General features: G+C 70.5%; 13 protein-coding genes. 3 read left to right on the top strand and 10 right to left on the bottom strand.

Translation table 11 applies throughout. The features are described from left to right. Window positions 1-5: 5 nt before the first annotated feature. From RAH39_RS12900 to kdsA, 3 genes are read right to left on the bottom strand one after another with little or no spacing between them, the layout of a single operon-like run. The gene (locus tag RAH39_RS12900) at window positions 6-467 is read right to left on the bottom strand and encodes a hypothetical protein (protein WP_306590533.1); all 462 of its coding nucleotides are present in this window, start codon (window positions 465-467) and stop codon (window positions 6-8) included. A 32-nt stretch (window positions 468-499) separates the two neighbouring features. Next, complete coding sequence (locus RAH39_RS12895; RefSeq protein ID WP_306590532.1) at window positions 500-1,051, bottom strand: GNAT family N-acetyltransferase; 552 nt, start codon at window positions 1,049-1,051, stop codon at window positions 500-502. Continuing rightward, entirely contained in the window at window positions 1,048-1,878 is an 831-nt protein-coding gene (gene kdsA, locus RAH39_RS12890; protein WP_306590531.1) for a 3-deoxy-8-phosphooctulonate synthase, read from the bottom strand. The genes RAH39_RS12895 and kdsA overlap by 4 nt, the downstream gene beginning before the upstream one ends. A 118-nt stretch (window positions 1,879-1,996) precedes the next feature. Between kdsA and RAH39_RS12885 the strand changes: the two genes are divergently transcribed. Continuing rightward, window positions 1,997-2,500: an Lrp/AsnC family transcriptional regulator gene (locus RAH39_RS12885; protein ID WP_306590530.1), complete on the top strand. Its 504-nt coding sequence runs from the start codon at window positions 1,997-1,999 to the stop codon at window positions 2,498-2,500. A 22-nt stretch (window positions 2,501-2,522) separates the two neighbouring features. Continuing rightward, complete coding sequence (locus RAH39_RS12880; protein ID WP_306590529.1) at window positions 2,523-3,377, top strand: EamA family transporter; 855 nt, start codon at window positions 2,523-2,525, stop codon at window positions 3,375-3,377. Here RAH39_RS12880 and RAH39_RS12875 read toward each other — a convergent pair. The 3 genes from RAH39_RS12875 to RAH39_RS12865 all read right to left on the bottom strand — a co-directional run bounded on the left by RAH39_RS12875 (window position 3,328) and on the right by RAH39_RS12865 (window position 7,891). After that, the gene (locus tag RAH39_RS12875; protein ID WP_306590528.1) at window positions 3,328-4,575 is read right to left on the bottom strand and encodes a hypothetical protein; all 1,248 of its coding nucleotides are present in this window, start codon (window positions 4,573-4,575) and stop codon (window positions 3,328-3,330) included. The genes RAH39_RS12880 and RAH39_RS12875 overlap by 50 nt on opposite strands. Next, window positions 4,572-6,119: a DUF2339 domain-containing protein gene (locus tag RAH39_RS12870; protein WP_306590527.1), complete on the bottom strand. Its 1,548-nt coding sequence runs from the start codon at window positions 6,117-6,119 to the stop codon at window positions 4,572-4,574. The genes RAH39_RS12875 and RAH39_RS12870 overlap by 4 nt, the downstream gene beginning before the upstream one ends. Window positions 6,120-6,433: 314 nt before the next feature. Beyond that, complete coding sequence (locus RAH39_RS12865; RefSeq protein ID WP_306590526.1) at window positions 6,434-7,891, bottom strand: GGDEF domain-containing response regulator; 1,458 nt, start codon at window positions 7,889-7,891, stop codon at window positions 6,434-6,436. A 140-nt stretch (window positions 7,892-8,031) separates the two neighbouring features. Here RAH39_RS12865 and RAH39_RS12860 point away from each other — a divergent pair, with 140 nt between their 5' ends. Continuing rightward, window positions 8,032-9,483 (top strand): NFACT RNA binding domain-containing protein, encoded by a 1,452-nt coding sequence (locus RAH39_RS12860; protein WP_306590525.1) that lies wholly within the window; start codon window positions 8,032-8,034, stop codon window positions 9,481-9,483. Window positions 9,484-9,681: 198 nt separating this feature from the next. Here the strand turns inward: RAH39_RS12860 and RAH39_RS12855 are convergent, their stop codons facing one another. Genes RAH39_RS12855 through RAH39_RS12840 form a run of 4 tightly spaced genes read right to left on the bottom strand, consistent with a single transcriptional unit; the run spans window position 9,682 to window position 12,840 of the window. Then, entirely contained in the window at window positions 9,682-10,197 is a 516-nt protein-coding gene (locus RAH39_RS12855; RefSeq protein ID WP_306590524.1) for an SPOR domain-containing protein, read from the bottom strand. Then, the gene (locus RAH39_RS12850) at window positions 10,194-11,270 is read right to left on the bottom strand and encodes a beta-ketoacyl synthase N-terminal-like domain-containing protein (protein ID WP_306590523.1); all 1,077 of its coding nucleotides are present in this window, start codon (window positions 11,268-11,270) and stop codon (window positions 10,194-10,196) included. The genes RAH39_RS12855 and RAH39_RS12850 overlap by 4 nt, the downstream gene beginning before the upstream one ends. Then, window positions 11,267-12,445, bottom strand: coding sequence for a beta-ketoacyl-[acyl-carrier-protein] synthase family protein (locus RAH39_RS12845; protein ID WP_306590522.1), 1,179 nt, complete (start codon window positions 12,443-12,445; stop codon window positions 11,267-11,269). The genes RAH39_RS12850 and RAH39_RS12845 overlap by 4 nt, the downstream gene beginning before the upstream one ends. Then, on the bottom strand, window positions 12,442-12,840 hold the full coding sequence (locus RAH39_RS12840; RefSeq protein WP_306590521.1) for a 3-hydroxyacyl-ACP dehydratase FabZ family protein: 399 nt from the start codon (window positions 12,838-12,840) through the stop codon (window positions 12,442-12,444). The genes RAH39_RS12845 and RAH39_RS12840 overlap by 4 nt, the downstream gene beginning before the upstream one ends. Window positions 12,841-12,842 lie beyond the last annotated feature (2 nt).

Here is a 12,842-nt window from a genome sequence, read left to right as displayed (position 1 = left end):
CCGCCCTAGAACCGGACCGTCAGCGCCAGCCCCAGATTGCTTCGGCGGCGGGGGGTGAGGCCGTGGGTGAAGGGGCGCTCCAGGTGCTCGCCTTCGAGGCTGAGGGCCCAGGCGCGCTGGAACGCCCACCCGAGGCGAAGGCGGGGGCCGATGAATCCGCCTTCGCCCGGCGGGATCTCCACGATGGCGCCGAGCGCGCCGAAGAACTTGCCCCCGGAGGCGTTGGCGTCGGCCACGAACCGGAGGGCGGTGTCCCCGTCGTCCCAGTGGCGGAGGCCCAGGCCCACGCCCAGGTGGGCGTAGGTGGAGTCCCCATGGCTCTTGGCCTCCAGATCGGTGATCGGGACCGTGAATTCCAGGGCGGTGGCCCGGGGCTGGCGGACGAGGGAGACCATCGCCGACTGGGCCGCCAATGGGACGCAGGACCCGGCGAGGAGGGTGAGGGCGGGTAGGAGAACGCGGCGCATGGAATGGGCTACCCGTCCGCCTCCGGGAGGGTTTAGCGGGCGCGCCAGTCGGCGGCCAGCAGACCGTAGACCGCGTGGTCCACGAACCGATCGGCCAGCCGCTCGGCCTGGTGGAGGGTGCCCTCGTGCCGGAAGCCCAGGCGCTGGGGGATGGCGCGGCTGCGCCGGTTGCGGACCCCTGCGCGGATCTCGATGCGGTTGAGCCCCAGGGTGCGGAATCCGTGGCGGACGAGAGCGGCGACCGCCGCGGTCATCAGCCCGTGGCCCTGGGCTGAGGCCGCCAGCCAGTAGCCGATGGCCGCGGCCCGGTTCACGGCGTCGATCCACACGAAGCTGGCCACGCCCACCAGCCGGTCCTTCCACCACAGGCCGAAGGCGCGGGCCACGCCCCGCTTCGCTTGGAGCCGCATGTGCTGGATGTAGACGCGCGAATCTTGGACGGCCCGCTGCGAGTCGGGCCACGGCAGCCACCGGCGCAGCCGCTCCCGCTCCGCCTCCACCAGCGCGAAGAGCGCGGCGGCGTCCCGCACCCCCAGGGGCCGCAGCTCCAGGCCGCGCCCGGCCCTGATCCCTTCGCCGTTCATTTCCCGGCGGGATCCTGCAGCGCGCCGGCCCGGGCGGCCCGCCACAGGACGAGGAGCTCGTCGAGCAGGGCGCCGAACTCCTCGAGCCTCATCGCATTGGGCCCGTCGCTGTGGGCCTTCTCGGGGCAGTCGTGCACTTCGAAGAAGAACCCGTCCACCGCGGTGGCGGCTGCGCGGGCCAGGGTGGGGATCATCTCCCGGGCGCCGCCGGTGGCGTTCCCCAGGGCACCCGGCTTCTGGACGCTGTGGGTGGCGTCGAACACCACGGGGCAACCGGTCTTGCGGAGGTGCGGGAAGCTCTGGAAATCCACCACCAGGTTGCCGTAGCCGAAGCTGGATCCCCGCTCCGTCACCCACACGGGGCCGTGGCCCTCGACGGACCGGAGCTTCTCCACGCCGTGCTTCAGGTCCCAGGGCGCCAGGAACTGCCCCTTCTTCAGGTTGACGGTGCGGCCCGTGGCGGCGGCGGCCAGGAGGAGGTCCGTCTGCCGGCACAGGAAGGCGGGGATCTGGAGCACGTCCACGGCCTGGGCGGCGGGGGCGCACTGGTCGCTCTCGTGGACGTCGGTCAGGACGGGCACGCCGTAGCGGCTGCGGACCTCGGCCAGGATGTCCAGGCCCTCGTCCATGCCCGGTCCCCGGTGGCTCCCCTGGCTGGTCCGGTTGGCCTTGTCGAAGCTGGATTTGTAGAGGAAGGGAATGCCGCGGGCCTCGGCCAATTCGCGCAGGCTGGCGGCCATCAGGTGGGCGTGCTCCCGGCTTTCGATGACGCAGGGCCCCGCGATCAGGAAAAAACTCCGGTCGGTGAAGGGTCGGGCGAAGTCCATGTGCACCTCTTTCCGCATTTTACCGCTGGCGGCTATTGACGGGTTGTCATCCGTATTGAAGTGGAAGCTAGCACAGTGTTCAATGAAGCGAACCAACCCGTGCTACCCGGAGTCCCGCATGGCGAAGACGCTGATGGAAGACGACCTGAATCGGCGCCTGGTGGCCCTCCTCCAGCAGGAAGGGCGCATGAGCCACGCGGAGCTGGCCGAGCGCCTGGGCGTGAGCCGGCCCACCATCATCGACCGCGTGAAGCGCCTGGAGGCCGAGGGCATCCTGGGGGGCTACGCCGCGCGCGTGACGCCGGCCTCGGTGAACAAGCCCAACGTGGCCTTCGTGGCGGTGCGCTACAAGGACAACAACGAGGCCATCGAGCAGCGCTTCATCAAGGCGCTGGAGGAGGAGCCGGACATCCTGGAGGCCCACACCGTGGCCGGCGAGGATGCCCTGCTGCTGAAGGTGGTGGCGGACACGCCGGCCGGGATCGCCGAGCGCCTCCGCCGGATCCGCGCCCTGGGGCCCATGGTCACCACCCGCACCACCCTCGTCCTGGAGACCCACTGGGAGAAGGCCGGTCCCAGCCCCTTCCCCTCGGACGCCCAGGCCCGGAAGGCCCGGAAGTGACCGCGCGGGAAGTCCAGCGCTGATGCTCCCCTGGCTCGCCTACCTCACCGTGGCGGTGGTGTGGGGTTCCACCTATTTCGCCATCGCCCTGGGCCTGGAGGCCTTCACGCCCTACGGCATGGTGGCGGCGCGGTTCTCCGTGGCCTCGCTCCTCGCGCTGGGATTGGGTCGGCTGAGGCGGGAGCCCTGGCCTTCCCTCCGCGAAACCGGCCATCTGATGGTGGTGGGCGCCCTCCTGTTGGGCTGCTCCAACGCGCTCGTCTCCTGGGCTGAGCTGCACTTGGCCTCGGGCCTGGTGGCGGTGCTCGCCGCCCTCGTTCCCCTGTGGCTGGCGGTGCTGTCGGCGGCGAAGGAGCCCCTGGGAACCAAGGGCTGGGCCGGCCTCGCCCTGGGCATCCTGGGCGTGGCGGCCCTGGTGTGGCCGCAGCACGGGATGCGCGTCCACGGCGGCGCCCTCGCGGCCATGGTGGCGGCGCCGCTCATCTGGTCCTGGGGCACGCTCCACGGGAAGCATTTCGTCCACGGCGGCGGGCTGATGACCAACGTGGGCGTCCAGATGCTCACGGCGGCGGTGATCGGCCTCGCGGTCGCGCCGCTCACGGGCGGCTTCCTGCGCGGGCCGCTGTCATCCAAGGCCATCGGCGCCGTCGTCTACCTCGCCCTGTTCGGATCGGTGCTGGCCTTCTCGGCCTACATCTACCTCGCCAAGGCCTGGCCCCCCGCCAAGATGGGCACCTACGCCTACCTCAACCCCGTCGTGGCCGTCCTGCTGGGAAGCAGCCTTCTGGGCGAGGCCTTCGGTCTCCGCGAAACGGCCGGCATGGTTGTCATTCTGGCGGCGGTGGCGCTGGTGCAACTGAGGCCGAAGGGGCCATGAGCCGCCAAGCTGTGTAGCTCAGTCCCAGCAGGGCCAGGATGGCCACCCAGGGCATCCAGACGCGGATTTGTTGATTCGCATGGACGGGTCGATGCAAACCCTGGTCGTCCACTTCTGCTGCACCCAGGGCCAGGGGCGTGGTGGCAGCCAGGGCGCGGGGGGAGGGCAGAGCCCCCAGGCTGCCGGGGGCGGGCTTTGCCATGCCGCCCAGATGCAGGGCATAGGTCTGGCCCGCTTCCACAGGGAAAAGCAACGTCTGCCGCCGCACCAGAACCCGCGCTGAAAGAGGCATAGAGCCTTCGGGCAGGGTGAAAGCGATGGCCTTCGCCATGGTAGGGGTCAGCGCGATGCGGGTGGCCCGGCTGCCTAGGGCTGGAAGGTTCCATACCAAATCGCCGGAGCCGCAAGGCCGAGTGGGGGTGTTGGCCTCGTCGCCTTCGGCTTCGCTTAGGCGGATCTCCGGGGCCAGGGGAGCGGCGGGAGGCGCCAGCAGCAGATCCAGTCCGACCACGTGCTGAGCTTCCGGCAAGCGCAACCGCCAGGTGTGAGGGCGGTCGGGGTCGGACGCCAAGATGCCGTCGAGGCTCAGCTCTGTCTCCAGAGCCTCGGGGCGGGTCTGAGCGTGGACAGTGAGTCCGCGGATGCGGGGGGCTTCACCTTGAGAGGCAAGGAGCGTCAGGCGATAACGGTGACTGTCCCAGGGGAGGTCGAGGCTCCGCTGACTTCCGGAGGGCGGCAAGTCGTAGAGGTAAGGGAGGGTGGAAGGTTCGAAGGCGACGAAGGCGCCGCCCTCCCGTTGGCGCTCGACCTGCAACTGAGCTACCCAAGGAGCCTGTCCCTCCAGGTCCAGATCCAGCCTTAACGACTCACGCTCTCCCACCGCCCAGCTCTCTGGCAGCTTCAGTCCAAACTCTGCCGTAGGTCGGCCTTCAGTGTCCCTGCCCGTGAGCAGGTGATCGAGAGGCAGCGAGCGAGATTCCCACAGACCCTCCCGAACTTCGACGAAGGGGACGCTGCGTCCCGCGGCGTCCCCGATCCAAGCCCCTTCCATTTGGCGTTGCGCATCGGCATCCAGGGGCAGGCAGGCCCATCCGCTGACGAGGGCCGGGCCGATGGGTCTCCGCTGGAGGGCCGCACGGTCCTTGAGAACGCAGGCCAAGCTTAGGCTCAGCAGCAGCAGGGGTGCGATGCGGCTCACGGTGTCTGTTTCCGGGGGCGACGATTGGCGAGGACGGCTGCAATCATGGCGATTCCGCCCACGCCCAAAAAGGCCAAAGCCCGCAGAGGGGTGTCCGCTTGATCGAGGTCGGAGGTGAGAAGTTTCAGCCCGGCGAAGCCCATCCATACGTAGCCGGCAATTTGGAGGGCACGGCCGGCCGAATCCTCCTCCCGCAGGCCACGCATCCACTGCCAGGCCCCGGAAAGAGCCCACACCAGAGTCATGGAAATGGAAGCCGCCCGGGAGAACCCCACGCGTGCGGCCCCCGGCCCTTGCATCGACTGCACCAGGCGCGCCGCCTCCAAGGCCATTGTCATATTGGCGGTCACTTCGAGGGCCAGAAAGGCCGCCATTCCTACGGGGCCCGCGCGACGGGTCAGGAGGAACCAGGCGATGGAGGCCAAGGCTCCTTCCGCGAAGGCGGGATTCAGGAGAGGTGTGAAGCCGGGATTGAGGGAGAAGGCCGTCTCCAGCCCATGGAAGACCCACCGCAGAGTGGTGAGAAAGGCCAAGCCCGCCGCCAGCCAGCGCAGCGCCTCGGCCTCATCGGCGTACTTGCCCTCCTCCGCCTTCAGGGATGCGCCGGTCATTGCTGCGGCGAAGACCCCCCACATGGTCCCTACCCATCGCCAAGCCAAAGCTATGGGCACGGCCAGAGCCAGGTGTCCCACCGCCAGCGCCAGCAGCCCCCAGTCGGCTTGCCGGGAGCCCAGGCGGGTTCGCAGGGGTTTCACCAGGGCCAAGTTCAGAACTGCTACGACGAGCACGGGCAGGGCGAAAGCTTCAGAGGAGAGGTTCGCGCATTTCCACAGCAACCAGCCCAAGGCAGTAGCCAGGATGGAGACCCCCACCCACATCGTTGTCGGGGTTCCAGGTTTCTCCCTGCAGCCCGGGAGCCAAGTCCACAGGCCCGCCAGGAGCAGGTGAAGGGCGAGGAGTGTGGCGAGAGCGGGGGCGTCGGGCTTCGTTGCGTTTGCGCAGGCCAGGGACAGCAGGGCCCAGGTGCCCCCCAAGGCTGTCCACCGGGATCCGTGCCAGGCCTCTCCCGTTCCTGACAAGTAGGGGACGGCCAAGGTCCCGGCCATAAGAGCAATCAGATAGAGGGCGAGAGCCACCTCGTGGTGGCCACCCTGACTGAATATCAGAGGTGCCGCGAGGCCAGACGCCAGCGAGACCGTAAGTGCCGCGCTGCTTCGGCTGCGCGCCGCGAGTCCACCTGCCACCAAGGTGATGAGGACGACCGCCCCCAGACCCAGAGCGGGATCATAGAAGTGGTAAACCATGGCTCCGGCCCTGAAGGCGAACTGAAGAGTGCCAAGGCCCGCCAGCAGGAGGGCCACGCCCAGCCGGCGACTATCGCCGAGGAGCAAGTTTCCAGCAAGAACCGACAACCCCGCGCCGGCTAACAGGCTCAGGGCGAAACGGATCTCGGGGCCCATCCATCCGGCCTGGATGGCCCAGTGAAGAAAAAAGATGGTCCCGAGAAGAAAGAGGGCCGCACCGATGCCGGCGATCCAGATCACTGGGGAAACTTCGCGGCCGGGAGGAGTGGAAGATGCTGCAGTCTGGGCTGTAGGCGGTACCGGGGGCGGAACTGCAGGTCGGGTGGATAAGGGAGCGGGTGAGGTGCTATGAGGAGCCGTTTGGGCCGCGGGTACCATTTCAGGACGGGAGTGGTAAAGCTGTGCCACCTGGGCCTCCAGGCGAGCCACGCGTGCTTCCACGCTCTCCGGCAGGGCCTCACCCTTCGGAATCTCGGGATCCATGCTGTCTCCGGGGGAATGACCGAAATCATGCACCCCCGCTCAGAAACCAGTCAAACGATACGGCCGGAATCTTAACCGATGACCCGGTTCCGCCCTTCGGCCTTGGCGCGATAGAGGGCGCGGTCGGCGCGGGAGAGCATCTTCTCCACGGTGTCCTCGGGGCCGTCCCAGGCGGCGAGGCCGATGCTGAGGGTGACGCGATCGCCCGCCGGTAGCCCGGGGATGGCTTCCGCCGCCACCTGTTCCCGCAGGCGGTCGGCCAGGGCGCGGGCGCCCTCCAGGTCTGTCTGGGGGCCGTAGGCCAGGAACTCCTCGCCCCCGATCCGGCCGAGCTGGTCCACCTTCCGCAGGCCGAAGGCCATCCGCTGGGCCATGACGGTGAGCACCTGGTCGCCGGCGGCGTGGCCGAACCGGTCGTTCACGGCCTTGAAGTGGTCCAGGTCGATGAGCATCAGGGACAGATCCTGGCCGAACCGGCCGCACTGCTCCAGCTCCAGCTCCAGCATGTCGAGGATGTGGCGGCGGTTGTACAGTCCCGTCAGCGGATCGCGGACCGCCTGGCGGTAGAGGCGGAGGCGGGAATCCTCCAGGCTGAGCAGGCGCCCCAGTTCCTCGGCGCCGATCTCGAACAGCCGCTCGTAGTCCTCGGCGGCGCGGCGCTCGGTGAGGAACCCGAGGGCGCTGACCGCGGGATGGCCCGGGGTGATGGCCGGCAGGACGCGCAGGATGGGATCCCGCAGGCTGCGGCGGCGCTCGTCGTCGTCCGGCACCGGATGCCAATGGCAGTCCTGGCGGGAATCGGGAAGGACCTGCTGGCGCACCGCGGCTTCCAGCGCGCGGCGGTCCTCTTCGCTGGCGGAGGAGCCGTGGACGCCGTGGCACCAGGTGCCGTCCTCGCCCAGGTAGGCCACCAGCAGCGCGCCCGGAAGCACCAGTTCCTGGAGGATCTCCACGAAGCCCCGGATCAGGCGCATGGTGTCGTGCTCGGCGGTGTAGAGGCGGGCGATGGAATCGCGCAGCGCCGTCTCGACCAGACGCTGCTCCAGCGCCTGGGCCAGCCGGCGCTGGATGGCGTCCACGCCGAAGTTCTCCTGGGCCAAGCGGGGGACCGCGTGGGCGCCTCGGGGGCGGTCGGCCTGGCGGACCAGGGCCTCGGCGACCTCCACCACATGATCCAGGTCGCGACCCTTCACCAGGAAGCGGTCCGCCCCGCAGGTCTTCGCCCAGAAGCGGGCCAGGCCGGCGCCCTGGGCGGTGAGCAGCAGCACCGGCAGGTGGCGGGTGGCGCGGTCGTCCTTCAGCAGGCGGCAGAGCTGGTACCCGTCGAGCAGCGGCATCACGCAGTCGCTCACCACCACGTCGGGCGACTCGGTGGCGAGGAGGATCAGCGCTTCCGCGCCGTTCTTGGCCTCCAGGGTGGTGTGCCCGTGGCGGCGGAAGAGGTGGTGGAGGAGGCTCAACTGGATGGGATTGTCGTCCACCAGGAGAACCTGGAGCGCCTTGGCGTCCTTGGGGGCGGCGTGCTTCATAGATTCACAGTATCGATGAATTCAGGTCCGGAACGAACTCAGATGCCCATGCCCGAGGGCCGGCCCGTGGGATGCTGAAAGAAGAGGGCATCCAGCATGACCGGTGGCGGGACGGAGCGACAGGGGGAGAAAGGCGGCGGATGGACGCGCCCCTGATCCTGGCTTTGGCCCGAACCTGGCTGCGGGAGCGGAGCGAGATTCCGGTGGAGAGCGCCTGGGCCTCCGGCCGGGCCCTGGGCCTGCGGTGGGCGGGGCGGAAGGCCGCCGAGGGGTGGGTCCTCCTCCTCCAGCCGAAACCGGAGCTGTGGCTCCTGGACATGGCCCACCCCGCGTGGGTCCGCCTGCAGGGCGAGGCTCCCCGGGACAGCGGGAAAGTGTGGGGCCCCTGGGTGCAGGGCGCCCGGCTGAAGGCGGTGGAAGGCGATCCCCGCGAGCGCTGGCTCGGCCTCCAGTTCCAGCGGCGGGCCATCACCGGACGGCTGGAGACGGTCCGTGTGGCGTTTCAGGCGATTCCCGGCCGGGCGGGGATCCGCGTGGACGGGGTGGACGTCCAGATGCCGCGCCTGGGGCTGGGCACGCCCTTTCCGGCCGCGGCGCCCGAGCCCACGGAGGAGCCGCCGCCCTACCGCCGGTGGCGGGAGCGCTGGGGGGAGGACTTCGACCGCGCCGTGCAGGGGCTCATTCCCGAGGTGATGGAGGGGGAAGGCGACCTGCTGGCCCGCCATCGCGCGTGGTCGCAGGAACGGGCGGAGGCCCTCATCCTGGCACCGGCCCGCGCGGCGGTGGACCGGAAGCGCCAGGCCGAGGCCGCGCGGCTGGAGCGATTGGCCCAGGCCCTGGCCCGGGATCGCGCCAAGCACGAGGCGCTGCTGCCGCTCAAAGCCCAGGGCCAGCGCGTCTCGGCGGAGCTGTACCGCCTGAAGGGCGCCACCCGCGAAGCGGTTCTTTTGGACGGCACGCGGATTCCCCTTCCGGAGGGGAAGAACGCGGAAGCCGCGGCCCAGGCCTGGTTCGCGGCGGCCAAGAAGGCCGAGCGCGGGCTGGGCCGCGTGGCGGAGCTGGAGGGCGAACTGGCGCGGGAACGCGCGGCCTGGGAGCGCCGCCAGGCGGAGGAGGCCCTTGCGCCGCCGCTTCCCCCTGAGCGACAACCGAAGGGGAAGAGGACCCCCGATCCCAAGGGCAAGGCCAAGGAGGCGAAGCGCATGAATCCCGACACCCGGCGCAAGGACGGGAAAGGCATGGCCTTTCGGAGCGTGATGGTGGACGGGTTCGAGGTCCTGATCGGAAAGGGCGACGCGGAGAACGACCAGCTCACCTTCAAAGTGGCCGACAACACCGATTTTTGGATGCACGTGGCCAGCGTCCCCGGCAGCCACGTGGTGATCCGCAATCCCGACAAGCTGAGTGAGCTCCCCCGCACCGTCCTGGAACGCGCCGCCGAACTGGCCGCCTACCACAGCAAAGCCCGCGACGGCGGCAAGGTGGAAGTCCACCTCGCCCGCATCGCCGACATCAGCAAGCCCCGCGGCTTCGCCCCCGGAAAGGTGATCCTGAAGAAGTGGACGGGCATCCGCGTCTACCCAAAACCGTAGGTCTCGTCGGAGCCAGGGCCAAGCATCAGAACGGCGTCTCGCGTATCGCCGCAGGCGATACCGAGAAGAAGTGGACGGGCATCCGCGTCTACCCAAAACCGTAGGTTTCGTCGGAGCCAGGGCCAAGCATCAGAAAGGCAAAGGAGTTTTTTGCTTTTCTTGGCGCCCTTGGCGTCTTGGTGGTGAAAGCCTTTCGCCCTACTCCGCCTTCACCGCGAAGGGCTTGAACCCGGCCTTGCTGAGCTTCTCGGCGGTCTTGTCGATGGCCGCCCGGTCCGCGGGCTTGGCGAGGCGGACCTTGATCTGGCCCTTGTCCTTCACCGTGACGGTGGGGAAACCCGCGGCTTTGGCTTTGTCGGCGACGCGCTTGGCCTCGGCGGCATCGGCGGTAGACAGGAGCTGGAGGGTCCACAGCTCCGGCGCGGGGGCCGCTTCGGCCTTGGGTTCTTCCTTCGGCGCCGTGGCGTCCACCTTCGGGGTGGGGACGAGCTTGTCGAGGCCGTCGCCCTCGAAGATCCGCAGCTGGTCCACCAGCGGCTCCGGCAGGTCCTTCAGCTCCTCCTCCACGCCCTTCTGGAGCGGGCGGCGCAGGGCGGCGCTCTGCTTGCCCACCTGCACGCCGAGGACGAACGCCAGGGTCAGCAGGCCCACGCCCACGCCGGCCACCCACAGGATGGACTGGCTGCCGATGCTGATCTGGTCGCGGGCGTTCATGGCCGATCCAGCCTAACGTCTTCCAGCGCGGCCGCGAACTGGGCGCCCGAACTGGCCGGGGCGGTGACGATGACGCGGCCCGCCGGCGCCAGGCAGGCCGCTGCCAGAAGCTGACCCCCCGCGCCGCCGAATTCCCCCCACAGGGCCTTGGGATGGAGGACCGGCGGCCAGTGGGGATGGGCGGCGGCTACGCGGGCTTCCAGGGCATCCAGGCGGGGGAGGCCGCTGCCGCCCCCGATCCGGCGTTCGGGAACCGGTCCGTTCACGGCCGCGACGGCCGCGGCCAGGGCCCGGCTCCGGGCTTCCTCGTCATCGCTGGCGGCGGAACGGGCGGCGAGATCCGTCAGGACCGCCCGGGGACGGACGCCCCGCGCGTCGGCGGCTTCGCGGCGCTCCAGTACGAAGGCCTGGGCGCCCTCGCCGGGCAGGAAGCCCCGGCCGGATCCCACCGCGGGATCGCCGTGTCGATCCACCAGCCGCGCGCCCCGGCAGAGGTCCAGGAGCAGGGGGAAGAGGCCGTCGGTTCCCAGGACGAGGATCGCGTCCGCCAAGCCCGTTCGCAGCCAGCGGGTCGCCTGTTCCAGGGCCGCGAAGGTCGCGTTCTCCCGGTCCACGAAGGTGGCGCTGGGGCCCTTCAGCCCGAAGGCGAGGGCGAGGTGCCCGCTGGCGGCGTTGGCCACGCAGTTGGGGAACACCAGGGGCGAGGCGCCCGCCGGTCCCCGCTGGAGGTAGGGACGCAGGAAGGCTTCGCTGGCCTCGCTGCCGCCCGTGAGGGTTCCCACCGCCACACCGATGCGCTCGCCCAGGGGGCGCGGATCCAGCCCCGCGTCGCGGAACGCCTGGTGGGCGGCGCCCCAGGCGAAGCGGGAAGGGCGGTCGAGGCGGCGGAGCTGCATGGGCGGGATGATGCCCGTGGGATCGAAGCCCGTGCAGGCGGCGCCCCGGCCCCGCCCCAGGGCTTCCGGCAGGTCGGAGAAGGCCGGGTGCCCCGCCTCCAGGCTCGCGCGGGCGGCGTCGATCCCGTCGCCGCAGGGCAGCACCAGGCCCAGGCCGGTGATCGCGAGGCCGGTCACACTCCCTCCCAGCGGCGAAGGGCCAGCGCCACGTTATTTCCGCCAAACGCGAACGCGTTCACCAGCGCCGCCCGGAGAGGGCGGGATTTGGCGTGGAGCGGCGTGCAGTCCAGGTCGCAGGCGGGATCGGGGTTCTCCAGCCGGAGGGTGGGGCTGACCACCTGGTCCCGCAGCGCCAGGACGGCGGCGGCGGCTCCGAAGGCCCCGGCCGCGCCGAGGGTGTGGCCGAACTGGCTCTTGGTGCTGGTGACGGAGACCGCATCGGCGGCGGCGCCCAGGGCCCGGCGGATGGCCAGGCACTCCCCGGCATCATTGGCCGGGGTGGCGGTCCCGTGGGCGGAGACGAGGTCCACGTCCTCCGCGGCGATCCGGCCCGTCCGCAGCGCCATCGCCATGGCCCGGAACGCGCCCTCGCCCTCCGGATGGGGGGCGGTGGGGTGGTGGGCGTCCATGGTGGCCCCGTAGGCCGCGACCTCGGCGTAGATGGCCGCGCCCCGGGCGAGGGCCAAGTCCAGGGGCTCCAGGACCATCTGCACGGTCCCTTCGCCCAGGTTGAGGCCCGCGCGGTCGCGGCTGAAGGGGCGGCATTTGGCGCGGTCCATGGCCTTCAGGCTGGAGAAGCCCGCGTAGGTGGTGCGGCACAGGCCTTCGGCGCCGCCGGCCACGGCCAGGTCCAGTTCTCCGGCGGCGAGGCGCTCCCAGGCCTGGCCCAGGGCCAGCAGGCTCGACGAGCAGGCGTTCATCACCGTCCCCCGGGGGCCCTCGGCGCCGATCATCCGGGCCAGGGCGTCGGTGACGGTGGCGGGGCTCTGGTAGATGGGTTCCGCCGCGCGACCGCGCCGTCCGGCGAGGCGATCCGCCAGGTAGGCCTCCGCCACGGGCAGGCCGCTGGTGCCCGCCCCCTGGAAGACGCCCAGGCGCGCGGGATCCCCGCCCGGCCGGTGGCCGTCGAGGGCTTCTTCCAGCGCCCGGCGCGCCATGACTTCGCACAGGGTGCGATGCCGCTCCGGTTCCAAGGGCACTTCGCCCGCGATCTGGGCGGGCTCGGCGGGCAGGTGGAGGCGGGTGAGGGGACCGAGCCCGTCCCGGCCCGCCAGCATGGCGGCCCAGGTGCCTTCCCGGTCCAGGGCCAGGGAGGAGACGATGCCGAGGCCCGTGACGACAACGCGCTTCACAGGCGCTTGACCAGGAGGCTGGCGGTGCACAGTTCCCGCCCGTCGCAGGTCACCGTTCCCTGCACTTTCATCATTCCCGCGAAGGCGCCATCCGCCACCGCTTCCAGGCGGAGGCGGTCGCCGGGATGGGCGGCGGCCGGGAACCGGGCGTCACGGATCCCTGCCAGGAAGACGGCCGACCCGTGGAGCGGGTCCGATTCCAGGAAGCCGCCGGTCTGGGCGAGCATTTCCAGCAGGAGGGGAGCGGGCACGGCTCCTTTGGAGCCCCGGAAGCAGGGCTCCTGGCCCGTCACCAGCTTTTCCGCCACCGCGCGGATGCCTGGCTCGCGCTCCACCACGCGGTCCACCAGCAGGAAGGGGCGGCGGTGGGGCAGGTGGGCCGGAACGTCCGTCATGA

The sequence above is a fragment of the Geothrix sp. 21YS21S-4 genome, from assembly GCF_030845995.1.
Lineage (GTDB): Bacteria > Acidobacteriota > Holophagae > Holophagales > Holophagaceae > Geothrix.
The sequence above is the reverse complement of the archived record's forward strand: the minus strand, read 5'-3'. Positions and strand labels throughout refer to the sequence as shown.

Bases quoted from the DNA above. Each gene is read 5' to 3' on its own strand.
- RAH39_RS12855 (WP_306590524.1), bottom strand. From the start codon at position 10,197: ATGAACGCCCGCGACCAGATCAGCATCGGCAGCCAGTCCATCCTGTGG.
- kdsA (WP_306590531.1), bottom strand. From the start codon at position 1,878: ATGGACTTCGCCCGACCCTTCACCGACCGGAGTTTTTTCCTGATCGCG.
- RAH39_RS12880 (WP_306590529.1), top strand. From the start codon at position 2,523: ATGCTCCCCTGGCTCGCCTACCTCACCGTGGCGGTGGTGTGGGGTTCC.
- RAH39_RS12900 (WP_306590533.1), bottom strand. From the start codon at position 467: ATGCGCCGCGTTCTCCTACCCGCCCTCACCCTCCTCGCCGGGTCCTGC.
- RAH39_RS12840 (WP_306590521.1), bottom strand. From the start codon at position 12,840: ATGACGGACGTTCCGGCCCACCTGCCCCACCGCCGCCCCTTCCTGCTG.
- RAH39_RS12865 (WP_306590526.1), bottom strand. From the start codon at position 7,891: ATGAAGCACGCCGCCCCCAAGGACGCCAAGGCGCTCCAGGTTCTCCTG.
- RAH39_RS12860 (WP_306590525.1), top strand. From the start codon at position 8,032: ATGGACGCGCCCCTGATCCTGGCTTTGGCCCGAACCTGGCTGCGGGAG.
- RAH39_RS12895 (WP_306590532.1), bottom strand. From the start codon at position 1,051: ATGAACGGCGAAGGGATCAGGGCCGGGCGCGGCCTGGAGCTGCGGCCC.
- RAH39_RS12885 (WP_306590530.1), top strand. From the start codon at position 1,997: ATGGCGAAGACGCTGATGGAAGACGACCTGAATCGGCGCCTGGTGGCC.